General features: G+C 68.2%; 26 protein-coding genes and 1 tRNA gene. 18 read left to right on the forward strand and 9 right to left on the reverse strand.

Going from position 1 to position 26,272, the window contains the following annotated elements:
- The first annotated feature begins 335 nt into the window (after window positions 1-335).
- The 3 genes from KXR53_RS02425 (at window position 336) to KXR53_RS02435 (ending at window position 3,449) form a co-directional block, all read left to right on the forward strand.
- Window positions 336-427 (forward strand) — tRNA-Ser (locus KXR53_RS02425).
- A gap of 396 nt (window positions 428-823) precedes the next feature.
- Window positions 824-2,740 carry a 1-deoxy-D-xylulose-5-phosphate synthase gene (gene dxs, locus KXR53_RS02430; protein ID WP_437373036.1) on the forward strand — a complete coding sequence of 639 codons (1,917 nt, stop codon included), beginning with the start codon at window positions 824-826 and terminating at the stop codon, window positions 2,738-2,740.
- Between the two features lie 148 nt (window positions 2,741-2,888).
- Complete coding sequence (locus KXR53_RS02435; protein ID WP_437373038.1) at window positions 2,889-3,449, forward strand: hypothetical protein; 561 nt, start codon at window positions 2,889-2,891, stop codon at window positions 3,447-3,449.
- Here KXR53_RS02435 and KXR53_RS02440 read toward each other — a convergent pair.
- From KXR53_RS02440 to KXR53_RS02475, 8 genes are all read right to left on the reverse strand, one after another.
- Window positions 3,436-4,968 carry a sulfatase family protein gene (locus tag KXR53_RS02440; RefSeq protein WP_437373040.1) on the reverse strand — a complete coding sequence of 511 codons (1,533 nt, stop codon included), beginning with the start codon at window positions 4,966-4,968 and terminating at the stop codon, window positions 3,436-3,438. The two genes, KXR53_RS02435 and KXR53_RS02440, sit on opposite strands and share 14 nt — an antisense overlap.
- Window positions 4,969-5,008: 40 nt before the next feature.
- Window positions 5,009-6,166, reverse strand: a complete 1,158-nt coding sequence (locus KXR53_RS02445) for a sulfotransferase (protein WP_437373042.1) — start codon at window positions 6,164-6,166, stop codon at window positions 5,009-5,011.
- Between the two features lie 17 nt (window positions 6,167-6,183).
- A complete protein-coding gene (locus KXR53_RS02450) occupies window positions 6,184-6,906 on the reverse strand; it encodes a hypothetical protein (protein WP_437373044.1) in 723 nt (240 codons plus the stop codon).
- Between the two features lie 9 nt (window positions 6,907-6,915).
- Window positions 6,916-7,155 carry a hypothetical protein gene (locus tag KXR53_RS02455; protein ID WP_437373046.1) on the reverse strand — a complete coding sequence of 80 codons (240 nt, stop codon included), beginning with the start codon at window positions 7,153-7,155 and terminating at the stop codon, window positions 6,916-6,918.
- Window positions 7,152-8,558: an arylsulfotransferase family protein gene (locus tag KXR53_RS02460; RefSeq protein ID WP_437373048.1), complete on the reverse strand. Its 1,407-nt coding sequence runs from the start codon at window positions 8,556-8,558 to the stop codon at window positions 7,152-7,154. Before KXR53_RS02460 ends, KXR53_RS02455 begins: the two co-directional genes overlap by 4 nt.
- Window positions 8,559-8,633: 75 nt before the next feature.
- Window positions 8,634-9,386 carry an adenylyl-sulfate kinase gene (locus tag KXR53_RS02465; RefSeq protein ID WP_437373050.1) on the reverse strand — a complete coding sequence of 251 codons (753 nt, stop codon included), beginning with the start codon at window positions 9,384-9,386 and terminating at the stop codon, window positions 8,634-8,636.
- Between the two features lie 222 nt (window positions 9,387-9,608).
- Window positions 9,609-10,964 carry a sigma-54-dependent transcriptional regulator gene (locus KXR53_RS02470; protein WP_437373052.1) on the reverse strand — a complete coding sequence of 452 codons (1,356 nt, stop codon included), beginning with the start codon at window positions 10,962-10,964 and terminating at the stop codon, window positions 9,609-9,611.
- Entirely contained in the window at window positions 10,961-12,841 is a 1,881-nt protein-coding gene (locus KXR53_RS02475; protein WP_437373054.1) for a sensor histidine kinase, read from the reverse strand. Before KXR53_RS02475 ends, KXR53_RS02470 begins: the two co-directional genes overlap by 4 nt.
- 98 nt (window positions 12,842-12,939) lie before the next feature.
- Between KXR53_RS02475 and KXR53_RS02480 the strand changes: the two genes are divergently transcribed.
- From KXR53_RS02480 to KXR53_RS02540, 13 genes are all read left to right on the forward strand, one after another.
- The gene (locus KXR53_RS02480) at window positions 12,940-13,284 is read left to right on the forward strand and encodes a ribbon-helix-helix domain-containing protein (protein ID WP_437373056.1); all 345 of its coding nucleotides are present in this window, start codon (window positions 12,940-12,942) and stop codon (window positions 13,282-13,284) included.
- A 112-nt stretch (window positions 13,285-13,396) separates the two neighbouring features.
- A complete protein-coding gene (locus KXR53_RS02485) occupies window positions 13,397-13,792 on the forward strand; it encodes a VOC family protein (protein ID WP_437373058.1) in 396 nt (131 codons plus the stop codon).
- A gap of 101 nt (window positions 13,793-13,893) precedes the next feature.
- The gene (locus KXR53_RS02490; RefSeq protein WP_437373060.1) at window positions 13,894-15,066 is read left to right on the forward strand and encodes an amine dehydrogenase large subunit; all 1,173 of its coding nucleotides are present in this window, start codon (window positions 13,894-13,896) and stop codon (window positions 15,064-15,066) included.
- Window positions 15,067-15,092: 26 nt separating this feature from the next.
- The gene (locus tag KXR53_RS02495) at window positions 15,093-15,647 is read left to right on the forward strand and encodes a MauE/DoxX family redox-associated membrane protein (RefSeq protein WP_437373062.1); all 555 of its coding nucleotides are present in this window, start codon (window positions 15,093-15,095) and stop codon (window positions 15,645-15,647) included.
- Between the two features lie 18 nt (window positions 15,648-15,665).
- Entirely contained in the window at window positions 15,666-16,301 is a 636-nt protein-coding gene (gene mauD, locus KXR53_RS02500) for a methylamine dehydrogenase accessory protein MauD (protein ID WP_437373064.1), read from the forward strand.
- Window positions 16,302-16,312: 11 nt separating this feature from the next.
- Entirely contained in the window at window positions 16,313-16,861 is a 549-nt protein-coding gene (gene mauA, locus KXR53_RS02505; RefSeq protein ID WP_437373066.1) for a methylamine dehydrogenase (amicyanin) small subunit, read from the forward strand.
- 3 nt (window positions 16,862-16,864) lie between these two features.
- Complete coding sequence (locus KXR53_RS02510) at window positions 16,865-17,419, forward strand: c-type cytochrome (protein WP_437373068.1); 555 nt, start codon at window positions 16,865-16,867, stop codon at window positions 17,417-17,419.
- A 1-nt stretch (window position 17,420) separates the two neighbouring features.
- Window positions 17,421-18,806 carry a multicopper oxidase family protein gene (locus tag KXR53_RS02515; protein ID WP_437373070.1) on the forward strand — a complete coding sequence of 462 codons (1,386 nt, stop codon included), beginning with the start codon at window positions 17,421-17,423 and terminating at the stop codon, window positions 18,804-18,806.
- 26 nt (window positions 18,807-18,832) lie between these two features.
- Window positions 18,833-19,153 carry a c-type cytochrome gene (locus KXR53_RS02520; RefSeq protein WP_437373072.1) on the forward strand — a complete coding sequence of 107 codons (321 nt, stop codon included), beginning with the start codon at window positions 18,833-18,835 and terminating at the stop codon, window positions 19,151-19,153.
- A 264-nt stretch (window positions 19,154-19,417) separates the two neighbouring features.
- Window positions 19,418-20,740, forward strand: coding sequence for a dicarboxylate/amino acid:cation symporter (locus KXR53_RS02525; protein ID WP_437373074.1), 1,323 nt, complete (start codon window positions 19,418-19,420; stop codon window positions 20,738-20,740).
- 151 nt (window positions 20,741-20,891) lie between these two features.
- Complete coding sequence (locus tag KXR53_RS02530; RefSeq protein WP_437373076.1) at window positions 20,892-21,200, forward strand: hypothetical protein; 309 nt, start codon at window positions 20,892-20,894, stop codon at window positions 21,198-21,200.
- A 43-nt stretch (window positions 21,201-21,243) separates the two neighbouring features.
- A complete protein-coding gene (locus KXR53_RS02535; protein ID WP_437373078.1) occupies window positions 21,244-22,212 on the forward strand; it encodes a M10 family metallopeptidase C-terminal domain-containing protein in 969 nt (322 codons plus the stop codon).
- A 54-nt stretch (window positions 22,213-22,266) separates the two neighbouring features.
- Window positions 22,267-23,187 carry a calcium-binding protein gene (locus tag KXR53_RS02540; protein ID WP_437373080.1) on the forward strand — a complete coding sequence of 307 codons (921 nt, stop codon included), beginning with the start codon at window positions 22,267-22,269 and terminating at the stop codon, window positions 23,185-23,187.
- Here KXR53_RS02540 and KXR53_RS02545 read toward each other — a convergent pair.
- Window positions 23,177-24,220, reverse strand: a complete 1,044-nt coding sequence (locus KXR53_RS02545) for a LacI family DNA-binding transcriptional regulator (protein ID WP_437373082.1) — start codon at window positions 24,218-24,220, stop codon at window positions 23,177-23,179. The genes KXR53_RS02540 and KXR53_RS02545 overlap by 11 nt on opposite strands.
- A gap of 196 nt (window positions 24,221-24,416) precedes the next feature.
- Here KXR53_RS02545 and KXR53_RS02550 point away from each other — a divergent pair, with 196 nt between their 5' ends.
- Together KXR53_RS02550 and KXR53_RS02555 are read left to right on the forward strand one after the other, a co-directional pair.
- Window positions 24,417-25,352, forward strand: coding sequence for a carbohydrate ABC transporter permease (locus tag KXR53_RS02550; protein ID WP_437373084.1), 936 nt, complete (start codon window positions 24,417-24,419; stop codon window positions 25,350-25,352).
- 14 nt (window positions 25,353-25,366) lie between these two features.
- On the forward strand, window positions 25,367-26,266 hold the full coding sequence (locus KXR53_RS02555; RefSeq protein WP_437373086.1) for a carbohydrate ABC transporter permease: 900 nt from the start codon (window positions 25,367-25,369) through the stop codon (window positions 26,264-26,266).
- Window positions 26,267-26,272 lie beyond the last annotated feature (6 nt).

The following is a 26,272-nucleotide window of genomic DNA, read 5'->3' on the forward strand; positions in this document are numbered from 1 at the left end:
AGACGACGACGCCCACCCCCGGCCCGCAAATGGCGCGTACAACTGCTCCGGACTCTTAGAGAGCCGGGACCGATGCATGCGCATCCGGGAGTGGGCGCGGCCCGCGCCGTGACGGTTCGTCCTGGCCGGGCGACGGCATAGAATCATCACGGGCCCGGGCCCGTCACCCCCCGAATGGAGGGGGAAATCTAACTTTCTGACCGGTTATGAAGCGGGGCTGCACCCGTCCATATCGGAGACGGTCTCTGTGCTGGCCGGAACGCACCGCGGCCCGCGATTGACAAGCCCTCTCGGCCCCCTTAAGAACCCCGGACCAAGCGGCACCGCCGCTGGACGGAGGGGTGGCCGAGTGGCTGAAGGCAGCGGTTTGCTAAACCGTCCACGGGGGAAACCCCGTGCCCGGGTTCGAATCCCGGTCCCTCCGCCATCCTGCTTCGCGCCGACGCACTTCGCAGGACAGTAGAACCGCGCGATCGCGAAGCAGGATGCCTGCCGTGAGCCATGGCGGAGAGGGCTTTTCCACCTTCAGCTCAGCCGAGAAAAATCCGCTTCGGATCAGCGTTTCCGCCGATTTGGCTCGTTCCGCCGCCGGCGCCGGCCCACCCGTGGCGCGGGCGCATCAGCCTGTGGCAAATCTGCCTCCGGCTGCGGCATCGTCGCCGGATTCTCTTGATCGGGCCATCGCTCCCCTATAGTGCTGGGAGGAGTACCGGGCAGGAAATTTATGGGGTGCTTCGGCCGAATGTCTGCCGTCACGGTGCCAGAAAGACCGACGCCGATGCCGCCCGAACCGCTGGATCAAGCCTGCCGAAAGCGAAGCTGAATGAAGCCAGTCACGCCGCTGCTCGACACCATCCGCACCCCTGAAGACCTTCGACTCCTGCCGGCTTCCGACGTGAAGCAGGTCGCCGACGAGCTGAGGGCCGAGACCATCGACGCCGTCTCGACCACGGGCGGCCATCTCGGCGCCGGGCTCGGCGTGGTCGAGCTCACCGTCGCCCTGCACCGGGTGTTCGACACGCCGCGCGACAAGCTGATCTGGGACGTCGGCCACCAGGCCTATCCGCACAAGATCCTCACCGGGCGGCGCGACCGCATCCGCACCCTGCGCCAGGGCGGCGGCCTGTCCGGATTCACCAAACGGTCGGAAAGCGAATTCGACCCGTTCGGCGCGGCGCACAGCTCGACCTCGATCTCGGCCGGCCTCGGCATGGCCGTGGCACGCGACCTGAAGGGCGACGACTTCCGAGTCGTGGCGGTGATCGGCGACGGCGCGATGAGCGCCGGCATGGCCTATGAGGCGATGAACAACGCCGGCGCGCTGAAGAGCCGCCTCGTCGTCATCCTCAACGACAACGACATGTCGATCGCGCCGCCGGTCGGCGCCATGAGCGCCTATCTGTCGCGGCTGATCTCCTCGCGCTCCTACCGCTCGCTGCGGCACCTGATGCGCGACGTCACCGCGATCTTCCCGCGGCCGGTGGCGCGCGCCGCCAAGCGGGCCGAGGAATACGCCCGCGGCTTCGTCACCGGCGGCACGCTGTTCGAGGAGCTGGGCTTCTACTATGTCGGCCCGATCGACGGGCACAATCTCGACCACCTGCTGCCGGTGCTCGAGAATGTCCGCGACGCCGATGAGGGGCCGGTTCTGGTCCATGTGGTCACCCAGAAGGGCAAGGGCTACGGCCCGGCCGAAGCGTCGCCCGACAAGTACCACGGCGTCAGCCGCTTCGACGTCATCACCGGCGCCCAGGCCAAGCCGAAGAGCAACGCGCCGAGCTATACCGGCGTCTTCGCCCAGGCGCTGATCCAGGAGGCCGAGGCCGACGACCGCATCGTCGCCGTCACCGCCGCCATGCCGTCGGGCACCGGCCTCGACAAGTTCGCCCAGCGCTTCCCGAACCGCAGCTTCGACGTCGGCATCGCCGAGCAGCATGCGGTGACCTTCGCGGCGGGGATGGCGACGGAGGGCTTCAAGCCGTTCTGCGCCATCTACTCCACCTTCCTGCAGCGCGCCTACGACCAGGTGGTGCACGACGTCGCCATCCAGTCGCTGCCGGTGCGCTTCGCCATCGACCGCGCCGGCCTGGTCGGCGCCGACGGCGCCACCCATGCCGGCAGCTTCGACATCGGCTATCTCGGCATGCTGCCCGGCATGGTGCTGATGGCGGCGGCGGACGAGGCCGAGCTGGTGCACATGGTGGCCACCGCCGTCGCGATCGACGACCGGCCCTCGGCCTTCCGCTATCCGCGCGGAGACGGCGTCGGCGTCGAGCTGCCGGCCCGTGGCACGCCGCTGGCCCTGGGCAAGGGCCGCGTGCTGCGCGAGGGCACGAGTATCGCGCTGCTCAGCTACGGCACCCGGCTGCAGGAATGCCTGGCGGCGGCCGAGACGCTGGGCGGCATGGGCCTGTCGACCACCGTCGCCGATGCCCGCTTCGCCAAGCCGCTCGACACCGAGCTGGTGAACCAGCTGGCCCGCCACCACGCCGTGCTGATCACGGTGGAGGAGGGGGCCGAGGGCGGCTTCGGCAGCATCGTGCTGCACCACCTGGCCCGCACCGGCCTCTTGGACCAGGGGCTGAAGATCCGGCCGATGACCCTGCCGGACCGGTTCCAGGACCACGACAAGCCGGAGCTGCAATATGCGGAGGCGGCGCTGTCGGCGCAGCACATCGTCGCCACCGCCGCCGCGGCCCTCGGCCTCGACGCCCCGGCCAGCGAGGTGGTGCGGGCCTGATCCGTCCGTCCTTCGCGACCAGCGGCCGCTCCGATCCGTCGGGGCGGTCGTTTTCGTTTGGTCGGGCCCGATTTCCCGTGCGGCCGGTGTGCCGCATCGGCGATGATGGCTGGCGAATCGATCCCGTGGGGACGGGAAGGGGGACAGAATGAGGCTGCGGCACGCCATCCTTGGGATGGCTGCGATCATGGCGCTGGGCGCCTGCGCTCCGCCATCCGGGGAGACCAAGGCGCCGCCGGCTCAGGCGGTCCCTGCGGCGGCCGAGCCGGCCGCTGCGTCGGGGATCGCGGCGTTCCGTGGCTCCTGGGTCGGTGCCAGCCAGGGCGAGGGCGAGACCCGCCGCGCCGCCGGCCTTGTGATCGACGCCTCGGCTGATGGCGGCCTCTACCTGCAGTGGCGCAGCGCCGAAGGGCCGCGCGACGGCGCGGCGGACGACCCGCTCAAGATGCGGGAGGAAACGGCCCTGTTCCCGCCCGGCAAGACGCCGAATGTCTGGTCGACCCGGCTGGACAGCGGCGCCCGGGCCAAGGCTCAGCTGGAAGGGGCGACCCTGACCGTGGAGCTGACCGCGAAGACGAACGGCAAGACCGAGGTGCAGACCTATCGCCGCACCCTGACCGCGCCGGACAGGATGTCGCTGCGCTACACCCGGGCGGTGGCCGGCAAGGTCGAGAGCACGATCGACGCGGAGTTCGTCAAGCTGCCGTGAGCGGCGCGAGGTGCGCCGGCTCGTCGCCGATCTCCGCCATCTTTCTGTCGAGCTTCTCCCTGAGTGATCTGACGATCCCGGCATAGGCCGGATCGGAATAGACGTTGAAGAGCTCGAGCGGGTCCTTCTCGCAGTCGAACAGCTCCCATTCCCGGTCCTCGCCGCCCTGGTTGGTGCCGGGAAGGTCGAAACCCTCATTGTACCAGTAGATCAGCTTGTAGCGCTGGTCGCGGACGCCGTAATGCGCGAAGACGTTGTGGTCGGGGTCACGGTGCATCCAGTAGCGGTGATAGGCGACATCCGGCCAGTCGTCCGGCCGTTCGCCCCGCAGCAGCGGCCGGACGCTGCGCCCCTGCATGTAGGACGGGACCGTGAGCCCCGCGAGGTCGAGGAAGGTCGGCGCGAAATCGACATTGCAGACGATGTCGTCGCAGACCGTGCCGCTCCGGACCTCGCGCGGATAGCGGATCAGCAGCGGCATCTGGAAGGATTCTTCGTACATGAAACGCTTGTCGAACCAGCCGTGCTCGCCGAGGAAGAAACCCTGGTCGGAGGTGTAGATGACGATCGTGTCGTCGGAGAGCCCGTTCCGGTCGAGATAGTCGAGCAGCCGCCCGACGCTTTCGTCGATCGAGGCGATGGTCCTCAGATACCGTTTCAGATAGCGCTGATATTTGAAGCGCCCGAGCTCGTCCTTGTCCTTGAAGGTGAAGACCGCGCCGGTGTCCCGGTCGATGAGCCGCAAGCCGGAGACATCATCGGGATTCGGGATCCTGCGCTCGTGGCTGTACGCCCGCACCCGCTCGCCGACCTCCGCGCCGCCTTCCGGCTGCACCAGGCCGAGATCGCGGTATTTCATGTCGTCCTTGATCCGCATCTTCGCTTCGGCCGCGGCCCGGGCGCGGTTCTTGTAGTCGTCGTCGAAGCTGTCCGGCACGCGGATGTCATCCTGGTACAGGCCCCTGTGCTTCGGATGCGGCTCCCATTCCCGGTGCGGCGCCTTGTGGTGGCACATCAGGACGAAGGGCCGGCCGGGGTCGCGGCGATCCAGCCAGGACAGGCATTTGTCGGTGATGATGTCGGTCACATAGCCCGGCACCTCGATCTCCTGGCCCATCTCGATCAGATAGGGATCGAAATACTCGCCCTGGCTGGGCAGCACCGACCAGAAGTCGAATCCTGTCGGCTCATGCGCCTTGCCTTCGCCGAGATGCCATTTGCCGATGATCGCCGTCTGGTAGCCGCCGGTGCGCAGATGCTTGGCCACGTTGGGCAGGCGGTTGTCGATCCACATGTCCAGCACGGTCACCCCGTTCACGTGGTTGTAGGTGCCGGTCAGGATCGCCGCGCGGCTCGGCGTGCAGATCGAGTTGGTCACGTAGCAGTGGTTGAACCGCATGCCGCCGGCGGCGATCCGGTCGAGATTGGGCGTCTGGCCGATCCCCGCCCCGTAACAGCCGATCGCTTTCGCTGCATGGTCGTCCGCCATGATGAACAGGATGTTGGGCCGATCGGTCATCTCGGTCTCCTCGCTGTCCTGGTCGTGGAGCACGACGCCGTCAGGCGGCGTCCGGAGGGGCAGCCGGCAGCCGGTCGTCCGGACCGGGAGCCTCGTAGCCGAAGCGGCATGCGGCATCGCGGGTGATGTCCCGGATAAGACCGCGCTCTTCGGCGGTGAAGCTCGGGCGGTAATAGCCGGGTGCGGCGACCCGCGCCTGCGCCTCGGCCGGCAGATCATGCGGCGGCAGGTCGCAGCGGGCGAGGATCCCGGCCAGCACCTCGGCGGGACGCGCGCAGAGATCCTCGTAGCGGACGATGACGGTCGCGGCGCGGAGATCCGGCCGGTCCTCGAGCGTGCGGGCGAGATGGCCGTAGACGAGCCGCCAGTGCTCGGCCCAGCCGGCGACCTCTTGGCCGCTCCGCCACAACCGCTCGATCCGGGCCGTCGCCTCGGCGTCGCCGACATGGGTCGCCCGCCGGTCGAGGCCGAACTCGAAATGCCCGCTGCGGCGCATGTGCCGCAGGACGCGCGGGTTCCGCCGCTCCTCCCGGCAGAACAGGGCGTGCTGCTTCATCAGGGAGGCGATGTGCCACTCGGGATCCCGGACCGGCACGATGAAGCGGGCATCGGGGAAGAGCTTCAGGAGATAGGGAAGCCGCGTGACGTTGTAGTTGCCCTTGGCGAGATAACGGGTGCCGCCGCGGATCAGCAGCATCTTGCGGATGTGGTCCCGGTAGAAGGCCTCGAAGGTCGGGTTGTCGGCATCGTCGAGGACCGCGTTCGCCGCGGGATCGTGCAGGTGGCGGAAAAAGGCCATCCAGACCACCTCCTCGAAGGCCTCCGGGCTCTCCGCCGTGACCGCGATGCGGTCCCTGTGCGCGCGTTCGCTCGCCACCTGCGGCCTGGTCGCGGCGCGATCGACGAACCAGTTCCAGATCCAGGGGGTGAGGAGGAGCGGGAAATCCCGGTAGCGATGGGTCGCCAGTTCCGGATGCCGGCTCAGGAGCTCGAGCAGGATCGTGCTGCCGGACCGGGCGAGCCCTGCGATGTAGATCGGGCTGCGGATCGGCAGATTGCGGATCCGGTCCTCCAGCAGACGGGTTTCCCAGTTTCCGAGCCTGATGAAGGCCTGCGGGTGGCGTTCGAGCCAGCTGCCGAGGATATCGGTCCATCCGGCGACATGGGGTTCCGCGCCGTCGGCGGTCTGCTGCGCCATCGCGTCCTCCGAATGCCTCATTCGATGCGCCGGAGATGTTTGAATGTCAGCGTGAAGCCGATCAGGGCGAGGAAGAAGACGAACTCCCAACCGCGCATCCATGGTGGGCCGAGGGACAGGACCTCCTGCCGCGGGAAGTCAAGCCGGACCAGCTCGACGGGAGATGCGTCGTCGAGATAGCCGGCGGGATTGCCGACCAGGAGGTTCCACCAGTGCTGCTTGTGGAGAACCGGGATCGGCGCGTTCACGGCAATGTCGGCGAGGACTCCGCCGTCGGCATTCAGGATCTGGACCCGCGGCGGGCCCGCCGCGACGGAGCCGATCCACCGGCCCACATAGGGTTCGCCGACCTCGACTGACATCGGCTCCCCGGATCGGGGAAAGGCCCGGCCATAAGCGGAATCGATCCAGATGATGACGGCGAGGAGCGGCAGCGAGGCCATGATGGTCGCGGGGAAGACCACGCCGACGCGGCGGAGCGCGAGGGACAGCATGCGGCCGATCAGCGGCCAGGCGTCGTCGAGATCGCCGTCATGCCCGGAGAGGCGCCGCTTGGCGTCCTCGAGCTCGCCTTTCAGCGCCGTGATCCGGCGTTGCGGCGACAGCAGGCGATACAGCTCCATCGACAGGATCGCGCCGAAGGCCGCCCACAGCACGAGCCTCGGGGCGGGCGGCAGGACCGCGCCCAGCCATTTGTCCACCCAGGCGAAGAGAGGCGAAGGCAGCCCGAAGAGTCCCATCGCCTCCCCTCAGGAATCTCGGTGCTCCCGAGGAGCCTCACGGGTCTGGAGTCCCGCCTGCCGCCTCCGGCGAAGCGCCCTGCGCACCGGCCATGCAACCACGAACAGAACCGCCGTTCCCACCGCGAGGATAAGCGCCCACAGCGCGCCGAGCAGGCTGATGCCGGCGCCCGGGCCGACATAGGCGAAGGCCGCCGCGGGAATCATGAGACACGGGATCAACGTCACCGTGAATGCGAAGCGCTTCATGGCCCAGATTCCTTGGCTTGCAGATTACTCTGCGGTTTCGGCTGCAGCAGGGACGGGTCGAGATCCTTCGGGTCCAGACGGTGCGCCGAGGCGATGACGGGGGTCAGGGTCTGCCCATTCACCGGCGGGCTCCGCACCGGATTGACGAACTCCCAGGCGATCTCTCCCTCCGGCGTCACCTCGAGGAGCCGTCCGCCATTGGACTCGTTGATGAAGGTGTTGCCGTTCGGGAGCCGCTGCTGCGAGGAGCGGATCGAGCTGTCCAGCGGGCGATCGGCCGTGCCGCCGTACTGCCAGGTGATCTTCATCGTCCCCGGATCGAACTCGATGACGCGCGATCCCCCCTTGGGGCTGTCGAAGTTGCCGTAATTGTCGAACAGCAGCATGTGGCCGTTTGGCAGGATGTCGGGATCATGCTGCCCGATCCACGGGCCGCGCGTCGCCCAGACGAGCTCCTCTTTGTCGGGATCGACGATGCCGATCGCGTCGAGCTCCCGGAACGAGACGAGGATCTGGCCGGGGCGCGCGAAAGGCAGCTTCGCCGCCATCTCTTCGGTGATGTAGTCGACGTTGTTGGTGTGCAGCGGGTCTTGGACCCCGAACCAGGAGACCGTCTTGAGCAGCTGCCGGTACCGTGATTTCGCAACCAGATGGATGAGCGACAGCCTCTTCAGCTCTTCGCCGTCCGGCGACAGGACGACGAGGAAATCGTCGAGGCGCGGTGACTTGATGTTGTCGAAGCCCGGGAGCGGCTTCCGGACGATCTTGTTGGTCAGGGTGTAGATCCGGCCATCCGGTCCGATGTCGAGATCGTGGTGGGCGCGGCCGAAGTAGCTCCAGATCAGGTTGGAGTCGCGGTCGAGCTTGACGACGCCGTAGCCGTAGGGGGTGTCGCCGTTGCCCTCATAGACCGCGACGAGGTCTCCATTCGGATAGACGCGGGCTTCCTTGAAGTAGACGCGCGCATCGGGCTGGGGCTCCTTGATCGGGGCACCCTCGTGCCAGACCGTGCTGAACGGCCTCCGCCATTCATGCAGGACCCGCCCGTCCATCCCGACGAGAAACGCGGCCGCCTCGTGCCCGGAGGTGTAGAGCGTGACGCCGTTCTGTGCCCGGGCCGGCAGATAGGTGATCACGCCCTTCTCGGCCCTTCGCTCGGGCTGCCAGAGATCGGAGGAATAGATCTGCCGGTTGGCGACGACCTTGGCATAGAACGCCTTGCCGCCCTCGTAGGCCTTGGCGATCTGCGGGCCCGGAAACGTGTTCGCCGCCGTCAGGATCGCCCCGAGCACAAATACCAGCAGCGCTGCCGATGCGAAGAAGGCGAGACGGAAAAATATATCGGCAGCGGATTTTCCGTCACTTTCTGCTGGGCGATCCTTTTCTTGCTCCCTTTGGCTCATTTCGACCACACCACTCCCGCGTGTCTACTCCGTAACTGAGAACGGGCAGCTCCTGGATAAGGGTTCCTCCGCGGCTCAAGCCTCGAGCTTGATCTTCCGTCTGATCTCGGTGGCCGAGATCGCTTCCAGGCCGTCGTTCAGATCGATGCGTTCGATCGAGTATCCGACGTCGCGGCCGTAGAAGATGGCGGTCACATTTGGCAGGGGAACCACGATGAAACGCCCCACATGCCGGGCGAGCACCTTTTCGATGCGGTCCCTGACCGCCTCGAAGGGGAACGGGTTGCGCCCGTCCCGGCCATAGGTGTTGCGGACGGCGATGCAGGCCTGGCCGACCCGGCGGATGCCCTCTTCGATCAGCGCCTCGTGACCGTCGTGAAACGGCTGCCATCGCCCGACGAACAGCGCCGTCGGGCGCTTGGGATCGAAGATCGGCTGCAGCTTGCGGGCGACCGTCTCGGCCCAGTATTCGGGCGTGCCGTCCGCCGTCACGCGCACGTCCCACCGCTCGGGCGGCACGAAGATCCGGTTGGTGTCCTCGAAGCGGCTCTCGGCGATGCGGTCGACCCAGACGATGAAGGCATCGCCGAAGGCGGCGCGCGTGTCCGGCGTCGGGCAGATGAAGTCGGCGACCGCGAAGCTGCCCGTCTTCACGACCTGGTCGCACAGCCAGCCCATGCGCCGCGCGTGCTCGATCCTGTCTTCGATCGAGAAGCCGAGATCCCTGTTGATCCGGGATCGGACCTCGTCGGCGTTGAAGTGAACGGCATTGAGACGCCGCACCAGCCGCTCGGCCAGCGTTGTCTTGCCGGACCCCGGCAATCCCATGACAAGAATCTTCCTGGTCGCGACGAGCATGCCTCAGCCCCTTGGTTGCTCGCGGGAGGTCGCTAGACCCTCCCGTTCCGTCGCAGGTTCCGGTTTATCAACCGTTCAAAGAGGCTTTTGTTTCTGTCGATTGCGCATACCGGAAAGGCGCTGCCAGCCGGGGTGTCCTGTTCGGCCGGTCGCAGGCGGGTGTTCCTATCCCGTCGGCCGTCTCGGAGACCGTCACCCCGCCCGCCGCCCGATCGGCTCGGCCCGGTAGTCGTTCGGGTCGATGCCGTGGCGGGCCAGCTTGTCGTAGAAGGTCTTGCGCGGCAGGCCCAGCGCCTCGACCGTCGCCCGCACGTCGCCCTTGTGCGTCGCCAGCGCCTCGCGCAGCAGCGCCGCCTCGTAGCGCTCGACCCGCTCCGGCAGGCTGGTCCGGCCCTCCGCCGGCGCCGGCTCCTCGACCTCGGCCAGACCCAGCGCCACCCGGTCGGCGAAATGCGCCAGCTCGCGGACATTGCCCGGCCAGTCGTGGTCCAGCAGGTGCCGCCGCACCGCGTCGCCCAGGGTCGGCGGGTCGCGGCGGAAGCGCTCGGCGGCGCGGGCCAGGAAATGCGCGAACAGCAGCGGGATGTCGGCCCGGCGCTCGCGCAGCGGCGGGATCCGCAGGGTCACCACGTTGAGCCGGTAGTACAGGTCGGCGCGGAACTTGCCCTCCTGCGACGCCGCGGCCAGGTCGACCTTGGTCGCGGCGACGACGCGCAGGTCGACCGGCCGGCGCTCGTTGGTGCCCAGCGGCTCCACCGCCCGTTCCTCCAGCACCCGCAGCAGCTTCACCTGCAGCGCCGGCGGCATGCTCTCCACCTCGTCCAGGAACAGGGTGCCGCCGTCGGCATGCTCGATCCGGCCGATGCGGCGCTTCTGCGCCCCTGTGAAGGCGCCGGCCTCGTGCCCGAACAGCTCGCTCTCGATCACGCTCTCCGGCAGGGCGCCGCAGTTCAGCGCCACCAGCGGACGGGCGCGGCGGCGGCTCCAGCGGTGCAGCGCCTCGGCCACCACCTCCTTGCCCGATCCGGTCTCGCCCAGCACCAGCACGTCGACATCGGCGTCGGCGACGTCGCGCACGGTGCGGCGCAGCCGCTCCATCTCCGGCGTGTCGCCCAGGAAGGCCAGGTCGTCGGCCGCCTCCAGCTGCGCCTTCAGCCGGCGGTTCTCGATCACCAGAAGCCGCTTCTCCACCGCCCGGCGGACGCTGTCGACCAGCCGGTCGGCCGGGTAGGGCTTGGCCAGGAAGTCGTAGGCGCCGTCGCGCATCGCCGCCACCGCCATGGCGATATCGCCGTGGCCGGTGATCAGGATCACCGGCAGGTCGGGGTCGATCTCGCGCAGCCGTTGGAACAGCGCCAGCCCGTCGATCTCCGGCATGCGGATGTCGGTGACCACCGCGCCCGGGAAGTCGCGGTCGAGTGCATCCAGGGCTGCGCGGGCGGAGTCCAGCGCCGTGACCTCGAACCCGGCCAGCTCCAGGCTCTGCACATTGGCGTGCCGGATCTCGGCCTCGTCGTCGACGAAGACGACCCGTCCCGCTGCGCTCATGATGCCCGCTTCAGGGTGACGGTGAACACGGCCCCGCCGCCGTCGCTTCCCCCGTCATCGCGATTGGCGGCGGCGATGCTGCCGCCGAAGTCCCGCGCGATGTCCTGGCAGATCACCAGGCCGAGGCCGAGCCCGGCCGGCTTGGAGGTGGCGAAGGGGATGAACAGCGCCTTCATCGTGTCCGGGTCCAGGCCCTTGCCGGTGTCGGAGACGGCGATCCTAACCTCCTCTGCCCCTGCGTCCACCGCGATGCGGATCTCGGGGTCGGGCAGGCCGGCGACGGCGTCGAGCGCATTCTGCAGCAGGTTGACCAGGATCTGCTCCAGCCGCACCCGCTCCGCCACCACCCGGACATCGCCGGGCGGCAGGTCCTGCACCAGCCGCACCGACTGGCGGCGGATCCGCGGCCGGGTCAGGATCAGCGCGCCCTCGACCGCGTCGGCGCAGGAGGTCGCCTCGATCCGGTTGGTCGCCTTGCGCGAGAAGGCGCGCAGATGCTGGGTGATGGTGCCGACCCGATCGGTCAGCCCGGCGATGGTCGACAGGTTCTCGCGCACCGCCTCCCGCTTGTCGCGGTCGAGGAACACCGAAGCATTGTCGGCATAGGCTCGGATCGCCGCCACCGGCTGGTTGATCTCATGCGCCACGCTGGCCGCGACCTGGCCGAGAATGGCCAGGCGGTTGGCCTGGGTCAGCTCCTCCTGCAGCTGCTGCCGCCGCTGCTCGGCCCGGCGCCGCTCCTCGATCTCCTCGGTCAGGCGGCGGTTGGCGTCGTTCAGCGCCCGGGTGCGCTCGGCGACCCGGCGCTCCAGCTCCGCTTGCGTCGCCGCCTGCTGCGCGGCGCGGCCGAGCGCGCGGTTGCGGCGGTAGAGCAGGGCGGCCGCGGCGGCCAGGGCCAGCAGCGTCACCAGGCCCGCGATCAGGCGCGTGTCCATGGCGGCGCGGTCCGCGGCGGGCGCGGTCGGGGCCAGCAGGTGCAGGGTCCAGCCGGTGGTCGGCACCGCGGCGGCGACGGCGAGGAAGCGGCCGGGCTGGCGTGACCCTGGCAGGGTCGCGGTGACGATGTCGGGCCGTGACGACGCCGCATCCGGCGCCACCGGCAGCGGGTCCAGTGGTGCCGCGCCATATTGCAGGCTCTCGCGCACCGCCGCGCGCTCCGCCTCCGGCAGCGGGCCATAGCTGCGAAAGCGCCACTCCGGCACGTCGGTCAGCAGCACGACGTTGCGCTCGTCGGTGACGAAGGCGGTCTCGGCGAAGCGGCCCCAGGCCTGCTCCAGCTCGTCGAACTCGACCTTGACCACGATCACGCCCAAGAGGCCATTCGGCCCGTCGATCCGGCGCGACAGATAGGCGCCCGGCTGCCGGCTCATCGTGCCCATGGCGAAGAACTCGGCGGATCCGGCCTCGACCGCCCGCTGGTAATAGGCGCGGAAGGCGTAGTGCTGGCCGACGAAGCTGGTCGGCTCGCGCCAGTTGCTGGCGGCGATCGCCGTGCCGCTGCGGTCGAGCAGATAGATCACCGCCGCCCGCGTGCCGCGGCTCAGCGCCTCGAACTTGGCGTTGATCCCGTCCAGCCGCTCCCGGTCGTTGGCGGCGACCAGGGCGGCGCGGACATCCGGATCCTGGGCCAGCACGAAGGGCAGGGAGCGCTGCTTCTCCAGCTCGCTGCGCAGCATGGCGACATGCAGGCCCAGCGCCGCCTCGGCCGAGCGTGCGATCTCGCCCAGAGCCCGGTCGCGCCCGACCGGCCCGGCCAGCCAGACGACGCCGGCGAACAGCACGATGCCGATCGCCGCGAACACCACCCAGCTGCGCCGGCTCGGCACGGCGGGCCGGGCCGGGGTGGCGGCGGTCACAGGGCGGTCGAGGGCGGTCATGCCGGCGAGTCTAGCATCCCGGGACCGGGATGGCTGCGTCAGGTTGACAGGCCGGCGCCGCGATCGTTTGCTTCCCCGGGAACAGAGGAGCCGCCGCCATGTGCCGTATCTTCGCCTGCCAGCCCCCCGAGACCTACGCCTTCCAGACCCGCTCCGTCCGACTGGGCGGCCAGGCGACCTCGATCCGCCTCGAGGCCGCGTTCTGGCGCATCCTCGAGGAGATCGCGGAGCTGCAGGGCACCAGCCTGCCGAAGCTCCTGACCATGCTGCACGACGAGGTGCTGGAGTTCCGCGGCGAGGTGCCGAACTTCGCCTCGCTGCTGCGATGCGCCTGCCTGACCTATATGAGCGAGGGACGAGAGGCGATCGCGGCGCAGTCCGAGCCGAGGGCGCGGCCGCGCGCCGGCACGGAATTCGATCACCCCCGCGTCGCCATCGGCTGAGCGCAAAAAATCTCCCTTGTAGTATGCCGCTAACACCCCGGCCGGGCCTCGGCCCGCTACAGTGACCGGAACGGTGGCCATCGGGCCGCCGGCCGGTTCCCAGGGGAGACCCATGGCGAAAGCCATCCACATGATGGTCCGCGTCCTCGACGAGGCCCGTTCGGTCGCCTTCTATCGGGACGCCTTCGGCCTCGATGTCGCCGACCGCTTCGTCTTCGACGGCTTCACGCTGATCTACCTGCGCAATGCCGAAGCCGATTTCGAGATCGAGCTGACGGTCAATCACGGCCGCACCGAGCCTTACGCGCTCGGCGACGGTTACGGCCATCTCGCGGTCGTGGTCGATGATCTCGATGCCGAGCACCGCCGGGTGACCGAGGCCGGCCTGGCGCCGAACCCGATCCGCGAGATGCAGCACGACGGCAAGCCGCTGGCGCGGTTCTTCTTCATCACCGACCCGGACGGCTACAAGGTCGAGGTCCTGCAACGCCAGGGCCGCTATCGCTGAAGCACCGCCCGGCGGAACGCGCCGGGCGGCAAGACGCACCGAGGCCCGGACGGCGCGCCGCGAACAACAAGATCGGGGCGCCCGCCGAAGGGAGGTATGCCATGGTCAAGCGCATCGCAGTCCTCTGCGCCATCCCGTTCCTGATGCAGCCGGCCCTGGCGCAGGATCAGCAGCAGCTGCCGGGCGCCGTTCCGGTCACCGAGGCGCGCGGCGTCGCGACGCTGAAGGCCAACCCCCGGCGCATCTGGGTGGTGGACACGGCCTTTCCTGCCGCGGAAGCTGCCAAGGTCTGGATCCTCGACGGCGCCAGCGGGAAGATCGAGGGCATGTTCAACATGGGCTACTGGCCCAATATGGGCTTCTCACCGGACAAGTCGGAGGTCTATTCGCTCGACAGCTTCTGGGAGAAGCACACGCGCGGCGCCCGCCATGACTACCTGACCACGCGCGACGCCGCGACGCTGGAGATCAAGAGCGAGGTCGAGCTGCCCAAGGGCCGCTTCCTCGTGGTCACCAAGAAGCAGAACTACGATGTCACCCCGGACGGCGGATACGGCCTATCCTTCAATCTCGCCCCGGCGACCACGGTCAGCGTCGTCGACCTCAAGGCCAAGGCCTACAAGGGCGAGATCCAGATCCCTGGCTGCGGCCTGATCTTCGCCTCGGCCCCGGACCGTTTCACCAATGTGTGCTCGGACGGCACGCTGCAGACCGTCACCTTCAAGGTCGAGGGCGACACGATCACCAGCACGGCCGAACGGACGCAGGCGCCCATGTTCGATGCCGAGAAGGATCCGGTGTTCGAGCATGCCGGCATCGATCGCCGGAACCGCAAGGTCTATTTCGTGTCCTACGGCGGCACTGTCTATCCGGTCGACCTGTCGGGAAGCGTGGCGAGGCCGGAACCCTCCTGGTCGCTGCTCGACGACGCCGCGAGGAGGGAGGAGTGGCGCCCGGGCGGGTGGCAGCTGGCGAGCTTCAACCAAGCCACCGGACGGCTCTACGTCCTGATGCACCAGGGCCCGGAATGGACCCACAAGGACGCGGCGACCGAGCTCTGGGTGGTCGATGTGGCCGGCAGAAAGGTCGAGAGCCGGATCAAGCTGGCCGAGAAGACGATCTCCGTCGCCGTGTCGCAGGAAAGCGATCCGCTGATCTTCACGGTCGCGGAGACGACGGACGTCATTACTTATGACGCCCAGGGGCGCGAGGTCGCGAAGCAGGAGAAGCTCGGCTTCTCGCCGCAGGTCATCTACGTCGACGGCGAATACTGACGGCGAGCCGGCGCTGGAGGCCGACCATGATCGACCCGTTGCTGCAGCTCACCTCCGCCCTGCTTCTGGCGCTCGTATTCGGCGCCGCGGCGGCCTCGAAGCTCCGCCACCTCGAGACCTTCGAGGGGGTTGTCCAAAACTACCAGATCCTGCCGCACCGCCTGGCCAGGCCGGTCGCCTATGCCCTGCCGGTGGTCGAGGCAGCACTCACCGTCGCCGTGCTGGTGCCGGCGACCCGCGCGGAAGCAGCGATGGCTGCCTTGCTGATGCTCGCCGCCTTCGCGGCCGCCGTGGCGGTCAATGTCCGGCGCGGCCGGACCGCGATCGATTGCGGCTGCTTCAGCGACACTCTGCGCCAGCCGATCTCCTGGTGGATCGTGCTGCGCAATCTCGTGCTGATGACGGCGTCGCTGCCCTGCCTGATACCGGCCACCGGCCGGGCGCTCGGCACAGGCGACTTGATGCTGGCCGCGCTCGGCGCCGCCGCTCTCTTCATCCTCTCGCTCGCGGTCGGCCTGGTCACGAAGGCGCCGCCGCCGCGCTACGAGGACAATTACCGCGCCTCGCTGCGGCGGGCATAAGGGGAAGGGGATCACGCCATGGACACCACCGCTCTTACCTGGGCCGTCGTCCTCCTCGCCGTCGTGGTCGTCGTGCTGGCCGTGATGCTGCTGGCACTGGCACGGCAGATCGGCATCCTGCACGAGCGGATCGCGCCGATGGGGGCCATGGTCAACGACCGGGGCCCCGAGGTCGGCGAGATGGCGCCGGACCTGCGGGTAACCACGTTCGCCGGCCAGGAGGCGCGGATCGGCGGCCCCAGCGCCACTGGCCGGATGCGCCTGATCTTCTTCGTCTCGCCGAGCTGCCCGGTCTGCAAGAAGCTGCTGCCGATCGCCCGGTCCTTCGTCGGCAGCGAACGGCTCGACGTCCTGCTGGTGGGCGACGGCGACCCCGCCGACCAGGCGCGGATGCGGGCGGAGCACGGCATTGAGCATGTGCCCTATGTGAACTCGCCCCAACTCGGCATGGCCTTCCGCGTGGGCAAGCTGCCCTACGCGGTGCTGATCGACGAGGAAGGGGTGATCCGGGCCAAGGGGCTGGTGAACAGCCGGGAGCATCTTGAGAGCCTCGTGATCGCCAAGGAGTCGGGCTACGGCTCGATCCAGGCCTATCTCAAGGCCCGCGGCTATGTCGGCGAGGCCGCCGCGGGTGACAAAGACACCCGGCATTGAGGGAGGATCAGATGCGACGCGTGTTCGACATCCTGGACGGCGGCTTCGAGCGGCTGTCGCGCCGGGCCGCCCAGCGCCTGTCGCGGCGCAGCACACTGGCCGGCATCGGCGCGCTCCTGGTCGGCGCCGGGGCGGTGCCGATCCTGCCGGTCAGCCGCAAGGCGCAGGCCGCGCCGGACGGAGCGACCTTGGCCTCGCGCTTCGCCCGGACGGCGCAGACGGATGACCCGACGGCCTGCAACTACTGGCGCTACTGCGCCAGCGACGGCTATCTCTGCTCCTGCTGCGGCGGTTCGCCCTCCACCTGCCCGCCGGGAACCGCGCCGTCGCCGACCTCGTGGGTCGGCAGCTGCATCAACCCGGCCGACGGCAAGACTTACCTGATCGCCTATCAGGATTGCTGCGGCCAGGATTCCTGCGCCCGCTGCCCTTGCCTGGGGCAGGAAGGCGATTTTCCGACCTACCGCCCGCAGGTGAACAACGACATCATCTGGTGCTTCGGTGCCACGAGCATGGTCTATCACTGCTCCAGCGCCGTGCTGGTTGGGCTCGCCGAATAGGCGATGCAGAGCGGACCCCTGTCCGTCAGCGCAAGTCTGCTGGGCGTCTGCCTGGCGGCTGCCACCCTGGCCGGCGAACCGCCGCCGATCACGCTGGATGTGGGGGCGGCGCGCACGGTGCCGGACGTCCAGCTTCGCGACAGTCCGCTGCGCCTTGCCCGCATCCTCGGGCCAGCCCAGGATTTCGCCAACAACTGCCAGGGTTGCCACGGTCCGGGCGGGGTCTCGGTCGACGAGATCCCGGCGCTGGCCGGCCGGGTTGGCTACTTCGCCCGCATTCCGGAGGGACGGGCCTATCTGGTCGAAGTGCCGAACGTGGCCCAATCGCAGCTCGACAGCGCCCGCATCGCCGCGCTGATGAACTGGATGCTGCGCACCTTCAGCCCCACGGAACTGCCTGCCGACTTCCAGCCTTACACGGCGGAGGAGGTGGACCGGTTGCGGCGCGCCAGGATCAACCCCGTCGTCGAGCGCCAGAAGATCATCGCCATGCTCGTCGAACGCGGCCAGCTGGACGACGGCACCCGGCTCGCCCTGAAGCCGTTCCGGAACTACTGACGTGACGCTGCAACTGACACGCCGCGGCTTGATGGCCGCCGGCATCGGTGTCGGGGCGATCGGGCTTGGCGGCGCGCTTGGGGGCTTCGCCCTGGGCGACGAGGGTCCGGAGTTGCCGGTCCTGCCGGAGCTGCCGGTCGACCGCAGCGAGCCGGGGCTGGCGCGGGCGCATCTGATGGCGGCGCCGATCGCGAGTCCTCTGGCGGGCAATCTGCTCGGCTATGCCGGCCGATACCCCGGCCCGCTGCTACGCCTGCGCGAGGGCGAGCGGCTGCAGCTGATCTTCGAGAACCGCACCGGGATGGCCACCAATCTCCACTATCACGGCCTCTCGGTCGAACCGGGAGGCTCCGGCGACAATCCGTGGATCGTGGTGCCGCAGGGCGAGCGCTTCCGCTACGAGTTCGACGTCCTGCCGGGCAATGCCGGGCTGCACTGGTATCACCCGCATCTGCATGGGCGGGTCGGCCTCAGCGCCTTCGCCCAGATGCGCGGCCTCATCGGGCCGATCCTGGTGGAACGGGCTGAGCCGGATGGGCTGCCGCCGGCGGACGACCGCATCCTGGTCCTGCACGACATGGCCATCGTGGACGGCCAGGTCCGCTGGCCGCGTTTGAACGACTGGGCGGTCGGGCACGAAGGCACGCGGCTGCTGGTCAATGGCGTAGAGCGGCCGCGGATCACCGCGCGCCGCGCCTGGGTGCGGCTGCGGCTGGTCGCCGCCGCCAACGCCCGGTACTGGCGCCTGGCGCCGTCCGACGCCGGGCCGATGTTCCTGGTGGCGCAGGACGGGGCGCTGCTGGCCGCGCCGGAAGCGGTCCCGGAGATCTTTCTGCCGCCCGGCGCCCGTGCGGAGGTGATGATCCCGGTGGCCGGCCGGCCCGGCTTTGATCTGCTGGTCCGGCCCTATGACCGCATGGGCAGCGTCCACACCGCCGAGACTCCGCTGATCCGTATCCGGCCCGAAACCACCGATACAGCCGTGCCCGACCTGCCGTCGCGCCTAGCCGACTGGCCTCGTTTCGATCCAGCGGCCGTGGCGCGGCGGCGCGAGATCCCGATCGCTCTCCTGACCATCTGCGGCCGGCTCTATGACGGCGGCCGGGTGGACTTACCGGTTGCGGCGGGATCGTCGGAGATCTGGACGCTCCGCAATGTCGACCTGATGGATCATCCGGTCCATCTCCACACCTGGCGGTTCGAGGCGCTGGCGCTGAACGGCGCGCCGGTCGCACGACGCGCACGGCTCGATACGCACAATCTCCGTCCCGGCGACGCGCTCGACATCGGCATCCGCTTCGACCGGTTCCGTGGCCGATCCTTGTTCCACTGCCACATCGTCGAACATGCCGATCAGGGCATGATGGCGGTCGTCGAGGCCGCGTGATCTCCGAAAGCACAAGGATAGAAAAGATGAAGCCAGCCTGGATCGCCGGTCTCGTGATGCTGTCCGCCGCAGCGACCGCTCCGGCGCAGGACATTGCCAAGGGGCAGCAGATCTACACCGCCTGCGCCTCGTGCCACGGCGGCGACGGCCGCGCCACCACGATGCCGCAGTACCCGAAGATCGGCGGCCAGAACCAGGCGTATCTGATCAACGCGCTGAAGGCCTATCGCGATGGCAGGCGACAGGGCACCTATGCGGCCATGATGGCGGTGTCGGTTAAGGCCCTTTCCGACCAGGATATCGCTGATGTCGCCGCCTATGTGACCTCGCTGGACAAGCCGGATTAGGGCGGGGCTGTGCGGATCTCCGCACACCTCAGCCGGCGGGTGTGCGGAATTCCGCCCGGGCGGCGTCCGGCTGACTATGGGCCGGCGGGAAACGGCCGTTTCCGATCAATGACATAGCGGAAGCCCTTCATAGGCACACCGGCTGGCATGGCGATTGCACCGTTCTCGGCGCCGTCCGCAAGAAGGGGCATCCCCGGGGCGGCAGGAAACCCCATGCCGGCGTCGCCGCGGTCATCGCGGTCCGCGCCCCGAGGAGTGTGTGCCATGGCCACTGCCGACGCCGCCCCGCGTCCCATCCCCTTCTACCGCCATCTCTACGTCCAGGTGCTGATCGCCGTCGCGATCGGCGTCCTGCTCGGCCATTTCTACCCGGACCTCGGCGCATCGCTGAAGCCGCTCGGTGACGGCTTCATCAAGCTGGTGAAGATGATCATCGCGCCGGTGATCTTCCTGACCGTGGTCACCGGCATCGCCGGCATGCACGACCTGGAGAAGGTCGGGCGGGTCGGCGCCAAGGCGATGATCTACTTCCTGGTCTTCTCCACCCTGGCGCTGGTGGTCGGCCTGGTGATCGCCAACCTGGTGCAGCCGGGCGCCGGCCTGCACATCGACCCGGCGACGCTCGATGCCAAGGCGGTGGAGAAATACGCGACCCAGGCGCACGAACAGTCGATCGTCGGATTCCTGACCAACATCATCCCGACCACGATGCTCAGCCCCTTCACCGGCGGCGACATCCTGCAGGTGCTGTTCGTCTCGGTGCTGTTCGGCGTCGGCCTCGCCATGACCGGCGAGAAGGGCGCGCCGGTGCTGAACATGCTGAAGTCGATCTCCGGCGCGGTGTTCAAGGTCGTCGCCATCCTGATGAAGGTGGCGCCGATCGGCGCCTTCGGCGCCATGGCCTTCACCATCGGCAAGTTCGGCATCGGCTCGATCGCCAACCTGGCCTTCCTGGTCGGCACCTTCTATGTCACCGCGCTGGTCTTCGTGCTGGTCGTGCTCGGCGCCGTCGCCCGGTACAACGGCTTCTCGATCCTGGCCCTGATCCGCTACATCAAGGCCGAACTGCTGCTGGTGCTCGGCACCAGCTCCTCCGAGGCAGCGCTGCCGGCGGTGATGGAGAAGATGGAGCGGGCGGGCTGCGCCAAGCCCGTGGTCGGCCTGGTGATCCCGACCGGCTACTCCTTTAACCTCGACGGCACCAACATCTACATGACCATGGCGGCGCTGTTCATCGCCCAGGCGACGGACACGCATCTGTCGCTTGGCGACGAGATCCTGCTGCTGCTGGTGGCGATGCTCAGCTCCAAGGGCGCGGCCGGCGTCACCGGATCGGGCTTCATCACGCTCGCGGCGACGCTGTCGGTGGTGCCGACGGTGCCGGTCGCCGGCATGGCGCTGATCCTCGGCATCGACCGCTTCATGTCGGAATGTCGGGCGCTGACCAACTTCATCGGCAACGCCGTCGCCGCCGTCGTCGTCGCCCGCTGGGAAGGCGCGCTCGACGAGACCCGGCTCAAGGCCGCCCTGGCCGGCGAGCCGCTGCCGGCCCCGGAGGAGGCCGCGGCCCCCGCCCCGGCGGAGTAAAGCGAAGGGCGGCGGGCCGACGGCTCGTCGCCCTCCCTTATACGGTTCGGCAATCGTATTATCTTGATTGGCAAATATTTCTCCATAAGTTCCTTAAAATCGAAGAAATGACCGTGCCGACACTCTGTGAGATATTGCCGTCCCATTCTTCATGACTGGGGGCGGCAATGGCACGGTTCTATGGAACTCCGGGCGACGATCACATCATCGTGTCGTCGAATTCAGCATCCGCGACACGATCGACCTGTCGTGCATCGACGCCGATCTGACGACGGCGGGCAATCAGGCCTTCGTCTTCCTCGGCACCGCCGCCTTCAGCGGCACGGCCGGCGAGCTGCGATACGAGGTCGTGGGGAATGATCTCCTGCTGTCGGCGGATGCCGATGGCGACCAGGTGGCCGACTTCGCCGTCAAGCTGCCGGGCCTGGAAGGGCTGGTGGAGGACGACTTCATCCTCTGATCTCGTCGACGATCACATCAGGCACCATTCGTGGAGGAATGAGATGACAGGAATCCAAGAATTTGCCGCTGGCGGTTGGGATTCTCTCGAGATCTATGGAACCGATGGCGATGATCATCTCGTCGTGCCCGCCAATGATTATTGGAATTATGTCTACGCCTACACCGGGTCGGATGTGATCGAGGTGGACGGCGGGAATACTGGGCACGTCAACATTGACCTCAATGATGGAGGAGACACGATCCACGGTGGGGCCGGCGCGGATCTGGTATCCATGATGGTGATGGATGACTCGTTGATAGAAAACGTGGAGTTCCATGGAGGGGCCGGCGACGATCGGGCCTTCTTTGCAGGCTCCGGGCCGGGAATAGGCGAGGGCAACTTCCTGGACGGCGGCGAAGGCAAGGACAAGTTCGATGCCGACGGCCGAGGCGCCTTCGTCCATCTTGAGAACGGAACCGCACTTCTCGGTCCCAAAGACGAGCCGGTCGTATTTTATCAAATGCCGATACTCAATTTCGAAGACGTCATCGGCAGCCTTGGGCACGATATTTTCGTCGGGACCGATGGCGGGAACTTCTTTCTGGGAAGCTCGGGGGACGATCTTCTCTCGGGCCGTGGCGGTACGGACCGACTGGAAGGCGGCTCTGGCGACGACATCCTCGTCGGCGGCCGCGGCGCCGACGGCCTCGAAAGCAACGAGGGCGCCGACATCATCCGGATCGACCGGCTGGTCGAGAGCCAGCCGGGGCAGGAAGACACCATCCTCGATTTCACCTTCCGCGACACGATGGACCTGTCGCGCATCGACGCCGATCTGACGACGGCGGGCAACCAGGCCTTCACCTTCATCGGGACGACAGGCTTCAGCGGTGCGGCCGGCGAGCTGCGCTATGAGGCCGTGGGCGCAGATCTCCTGGTCTCAGCGGATGCCGACGGCGACCTCGTCGCCGACCTCGCCGTCAAGGTCCGGGACCTGACGGAGCTGACGGCGGCGGACTTCATCCTCTGATCGGCCACAGCCGCCGGCGCGTCCGGCCGATCTCTTTATTCCTGGAGGTGCGACATGGCCAACTACCAAGGAACCGTCGGCGATGATCACATCATCGTACCGGCCAATGACGATTTCGATTCCGTCTATGCTCTGACGGGATCGGATCTGATCGAGGTGGACCCCGGGCACACCGGGCGCTGCAGCATCTCGCTCCGCGACGGAGGAGACACCGTCTACGGCGGATCTGGGGTGGACTATCTAAGCTGGTACGAAGACTCGCCGATCGAGGACACGCAATTCTATGGAGGTGCCGGCAACGACATCGTCTTCTTGAACGATACCGCCGAAATCGGCGACGCCATCGTCCTGGATGGTGGCGCTGGTCGGGATTCATTCTGGGTTCACGGCCGTGGTGCTTTCGTGCATCTCGGGAATGGAACGGCGCTGATCGGGCGCGACGGCGAGCCGGGCGTGTTTCACGAGCTGTCACTGCTCAATTTCGATTGGGTCGACGGCACCGGGGAACACGACATCCTGGTCGGATCCGACCGGGGAAATGCCTTTCGCGGCTTCCTCGGCGACGATCTCCTCTCCGGCCGCGGCGGCACGGATCACCTGGAAGGCGGCTGGGGCGACGACATCCTGGTCGGCGGACGCGGCGCCGACGGCCTGCAGAGCGACAGGGGCGCCGACATCCTCCGGATCGACCGGCTGGTCGAGAGCCTGCCGGGCCAGGAGGACACTATCCTCGACTTCAGCACCGACGATACGATCGATGTCTCGCGCATCGACGCCGATCTCACGACGGCAGGCAACCAGGCCTTCACCTTTACCGGCACCGCAGCCTTCAGCGGCGCGGCCGGGGAGCTACGCTATGAGGTGCAGGGGTCCGACCTGCTGGTCTCGGCCGATGCCGACGGCGACCGCGTCCCCGATCTCGGGGTCAAGGTCCTGGATCTGACGGCGCTGACGGCAGAGGACTTCATCCTCTGACCGTGCGCCGGGCGCCGCAGGAGTCGCGGACCACCAGTTCGGTCGGCAGCGCGATGCGGCGCTGCTCCACCGTCTCGCCCTTCAAGAGGCGGATCAGCAACTGCGCCGCCTGGCGGCCCTGTTCGACGCCCGGGTTGCGCACCGTGGTCAGGGCCGGGCGCAGCTGGGCGGCGAAGGGCAGGTCGTCGAAGCCGACCACGGCGATGTCGTCCGGCACCGACAGCCCGGCATCGGCCAATGCCGCCATGGCGCCCAGCGCGATCGTGTCGTTGCCGGCGAGGAGGGCGGTCGGCCGCGCGCCGCCGCGGTCCAGCAGCTCGCGCATCGCCCGGTGGCCGCTCTCGGCGCTGAAGGCGCCATAGGCGACCAGCCGGTCGTCCGGCTCGATGCCGTGGGCGCGCAGGGATTCGCGATAGGCGTTCAGCCGCGCGTCGGTGGCGACGAAGCCCGGCGGCGAAAAGCCGATATGGGCGATGGTCCGGTGGCCGAGCCCGACCAGATGGTCGACCGCGCGGCGGATGGCGCGGCGGGTGGAGAAATTGACCGCATGCTCCCGCGGGTGGCGGACCGAGCCCAGCAGCACCAGCGGGAAGCCCTGGTCGATCAGCGCGTGGATCTGCGGCGCCTCGGTCGGCGGGTTCAGCACGATCAGCCCGTCGATCCGGCGGCCCTCCACCAGCTCGGCATAGGCGTGCGGGCCGGCGCCGGGCTCCACCCCCTCCAGCAGGATGCGGTAGCCGCTCTCGCTCGTGGTCTGGCTGATGCCGTAGAGCAACTGCGGCACGAAGCCGTCGACGGTCAGCACCTGCGGGTCGGTGACCACCAGGCCGATGGTCTCGGTGTCGCCGCGCACCAGCATGCGCGCCGCCGAATTCGGCCGGTAGCCCAGTGCCGCCGCCGCCTCCAGCACGCGCTGCCGGGTCTCGGCGCTGATCGCCACCGCCTCCGACCGGTTCAGCACCATCGACACGGTGGCGCGCGACACTCCGGCCCGGCGGGCGACATCGTGGCTGGTGATCTTGCGTCGTTCCATTTCATCCGCTTCCCAGGCGTCCGGCCATCGGAAGCGCCTTGTTCCCTGTGCCATGCCGGTCGGTGCTTGACAAGCCGGTCCGATCCCGTTTGACTATAGCTAACACGTGTTAGTAACGATAGTGACACGTGTCATTCGTCGACAGAGAACCGGCGGTCATAGCCGCCAGGGTCCGATCCGGGGAGGAGTGTCGAGGATGGTGGCAGCGGAATGGAGCAGGCCGGCCGCCGCCGGCTGGCTGCGGTCCCGCCCGAAGCTGCGGGCGGCGCTGCAGCGCAACGTCACCGGCTGGCTGTTCATCCTGCCGGCGCTGATCGGCTTCGGCATCTTCTATCTCTACCCGACGCTGCGGGCGGTCGAGATCAGCCTGACCGACTGGAACCTGATGCGGGCGCCGAAATTCGTCGGCTTCGACAACTATGTCCGGCTGGCCGAGGATCCGCGCTTCTGGCAGTCGGTGCGCATCACCATCGCCTATGTCCTCTACAATATCCCGCTGCAGACCGTGCTGGGCCTCGGCCTCGCCGTGCTGATGGACCGGCTCAGCCGGTCGGTGGCGGTGCGGGCGGCGGTGATCGCGCCCTATCTCCTGTCCAATGTCATCGCCGCGCTGATCTGGCTGTGGCTGCTGGACCCGCTGCTGGGCATGACCAACGCCTTCCTCGGGCTGATCGGGGTGCCGCGCCAGTCCTTCCTGGCGGCGCCGGATCTCGCGATCATGTCGATCGCGGGGATCAACATCTGGCGCCATGTCGGCCTGACGGCGCTGCTGTTCTACGCCGGGCTGCAGGCGATCCCGCGGCCGCTGTACGAGGCGGCGCGGCTAGAGGGGGCGGGGGAGTGGACGGTGTTCCGCCGCATCACCCTGCCGCTGCTGCGCCCGGTCCTGGTCTTCGTGCTGGTGACCAGCGTGATCGGGTCGTTCCAGGTGTTCGACACTATCGCCGTCACCACCCAGGGCGGGCCGGCGAACTCCACCAGCGCGATCATCTGGTACGTCTACGAAAGCGCCTTCCGCTTCTCGAAGATGGGCTACGCCTCGGCGATGTCGGTGGCGCTGTTCGCGGTTCTGATCCTGGTCACCATCCTGCAGATGCGGGCGCTGCGCGCCGGCAGCTCGGATCTCGAGTGAAGAAGGGCGCCGCCATGACCGCGACCTTCGCCCTGCCGCTGCCCTCCGCCCGGCGTCTGTCCTTCGGCCGCATGGTCGCCTGGGCGGTGCTGGCCGCCTTCATCGTCTGCTCGCTGTTCCCGCTCTGGATCACGCTGAAGACGGCGCTGGTGCCGAGCGCGACCCTGTTCGACCAGGCGACGCTGCTGGTGCCGACGGACGTCACCCTCGACAATTTCCGCCGCGTGCTGGGGCTGGCGCCGATCAATCCGGCGACCCCGTCGACGCCGATCAACTTCGCGCTGGCGTTGCGCAACAGCCTGATCTTCACGCTGTTGACGGTGGGCGGGCAGATCTTCTTCTCGGCGCTGGCCGCCTACGCCTTTGCCCGCATCCGCTTCGTCGGGTCGTCGGTGATCTTCTACCTGTTCATCGCCGCCACCATGATCCCGGCGATCGTGCTGTTCATCCCGAACTTCGTGCTGATCCGGGAGCTGGGCTGGCTGAACACCTTCCAGGGCATGGTGGCGCCGACCCTGCTGATGTCGCCCTTCGCCGTGTTCTTCCTGCGCCAGTTCTTCCTGTCGACCCCGCGCGAGCTGGAGGAGGCGGCGCGGATCGACGGCGCCACGCCGTTCCGGACCTTCTGGAGCGTGGTGCTGCCGGTGCACCGCAGCGCCATCGCCACGCTGGCGATCCTCTTGTCGATCAACGCCTGGAACGATTTCTTCTGGCCGTTCCTGGTCGGGCGCGATGCCGAGGTCCGGGTCATCTCAGTGGCGCTGTCCGCCTTCAAGTCGCAGCAGCAGAGCGGCAATCCGGACTGGACCGGGCTGACGGCCGCCACCGTGCTGTCGATCGTGCCGGTGGTCGTGCTCCTGGTGCTGTTCGGCCGGCGCGTCGTCGAATCCCTGCAGTTCAGCGGGCTGAAATGACCCGCG

Origin of the sequence: Inquilinus limosus (assembly GCF_051487185.1) — a bacterium.
Taxonomy (GTDB): Bacteria; Pseudomonadota; Alphaproteobacteria; order DSM-16000; family Inquilinaceae; genus Inquilinus; species Inquilinus limosus_F.

What these genes read in the sequence shown, in the direction of transcription:
- dxs (WP_437373036.1), top strand. Translation starts at nt 824, where the DNA reads ATGAAGCCAGTCACGCCGCTGCTCGACACCATCCGCACCCCTGAAGAC.
- KXR53_RS02435 (WP_437373038.1), top strand. Translation starts at nt 2,889, where the DNA reads ATGAGGCTGCGGCACGCCATCCTTGGGATGGCTGCGATCATGGCGCTG.
- KXR53_RS02440 (WP_437373040.1), bottom strand. Translation starts at nt 4,968, where the DNA reads ATGACCGATCGGCCCAACATCCTGTTCATCATGGCGGACGACCATGCA.
- KXR53_RS02445 (WP_437373042.1), bottom strand. Translation starts at nt 6,166, where the DNA reads ATGGCGCAGCAGACCGCCGACGGCGCGGAACCCCATGTCGCCGGATGG.
- KXR53_RS02450 (WP_437373044.1), bottom strand. Translation starts at nt 6,906, where the DNA reads ATGGGACTCTTCGGGCTGCCTTCGCCTCTCTTCGCCTGGGTGGACAAA.
- KXR53_RS02455 (WP_437373046.1), bottom strand. Translation starts at nt 7,155, where the DNA reads ATGAAGCGCTTCGCATTCACGGTGACGTTGATCCCGTGTCTCATGATT.
- KXR53_RS02460 (WP_437373048.1), bottom strand. Translation starts at nt 8,558, where the DNA reads ATGAGCCAAAGGGAGCAAGAAAAGGATCGCCCAGCAGAAAGTGACGGA.
- KXR53_RS02465 (WP_437373050.1), bottom strand. Translation starts at nt 9,386, where the DNA reads ATGGGATTGCCGGGGTCCGGCAAGACAACGCTGGCCGAGCGGCTGGTG.
- KXR53_RS02470 (WP_437373052.1), bottom strand. Translation starts at nt 10,964, where the DNA reads ATGAGCGCAGCGGGACGGGTCGTCTTCGTCGACGACGAGGCCGAGATC.
- KXR53_RS02475 (WP_437373054.1), bottom strand. Translation starts at nt 12,841, where the DNA reads ATGACCGCCCTCGACCGCCCTGTGACCGCCGCCACCCCGGCCCGGCCC.
- KXR53_RS02480 (WP_437373056.1), top strand. Translation starts at nt 12,940, where the DNA reads ATGTGCCGTATCTTCGCCTGCCAGCCCCCCGAGACCTACGCCTTCCAG.
- KXR53_RS02485 (WP_437373058.1), top strand. Translation starts at nt 13,397, where the DNA reads ATGGCGAAAGCCATCCACATGATGGTCCGCGTCCTCGACGAGGCCCGT.
- KXR53_RS02490 (WP_437373060.1), top strand. Translation starts at nt 13,894, where the DNA reads ATGGTCAAGCGCATCGCAGTCCTCTGCGCCATCCCGTTCCTGATGCAG.
- KXR53_RS02495 (WP_437373062.1), top strand. Translation starts at nt 15,093, where the DNA reads ATGATCGACCCGTTGCTGCAGCTCACCTCCGCCCTGCTTCTGGCGCTC.
- mauD (WP_437373064.1), top strand. Translation starts at nt 15,666, where the DNA reads ATGGACACCACCGCTCTTACCTGGGCCGTCGTCCTCCTCGCCGTCGTG.
- mauA (WP_437373066.1), top strand. Translation starts at nt 16,313, where the DNA reads ATGCGACGCGTGTTCGACATCCTGGACGGCGGCTTCGAGCGGCTGTCG.
- KXR53_RS02510 (WP_437373068.1), top strand. Translation starts at nt 16,865, where the DNA reads ATGCAGAGCGGACCCCTGTCCGTCAGCGCAAGTCTGCTGGGCGTCTGC.
- KXR53_RS02520 (WP_437373072.1), top strand. Translation starts at nt 18,833, where the DNA reads ATGAAGCCAGCCTGGATCGCCGGTCTCGTGATGCTGTCCGCCGCAGCG.
- KXR53_RS02525 (WP_437373074.1), top strand. Translation starts at nt 19,418, where the DNA reads ATGGCCACTGCCGACGCCGCCCCGCGTCCCATCCCCTTCTACCGCCAT.
- KXR53_RS02530 (WP_437373076.1), top strand. Translation starts at nt 20,892, where the DNA reads ATGACTGGGGGCGGCAATGGCACGGTTCTATGGAACTCCGGGCGACGA.
- KXR53_RS02535 (WP_437373078.1), top strand. Translation starts at nt 21,244, where the DNA reads ATGACAGGAATCCAAGAATTTGCCGCTGGCGGTTGGGATTCTCTCGAG.
- KXR53_RS02540 (WP_437373080.1), top strand. Translation starts at nt 22,267, where the DNA reads ATGGCCAACTACCAAGGAACCGTCGGCGATGATCACATCATCGTACCG.
- KXR53_RS02545 (WP_437373082.1), bottom strand. Translation starts at nt 24,220, where the DNA reads ATGGAACGACGCAAGATCACCAGCCACGATGTCGCCCGCCGGGCCGGA.
- KXR53_RS02550 (WP_437373084.1), top strand. Translation starts at nt 24,417, where the DNA reads ATGGTGGCAGCGGAATGGAGCAGGCCGGCCGCCGCCGGCTGGCTGCGG.
- KXR53_RS02555 (WP_437373086.1), top strand. Translation starts at nt 25,367, where the DNA reads ATGACCGCGACCTTCGCCCTGCCGCTGCCCTCCGCCCGGCGTCTGTCC.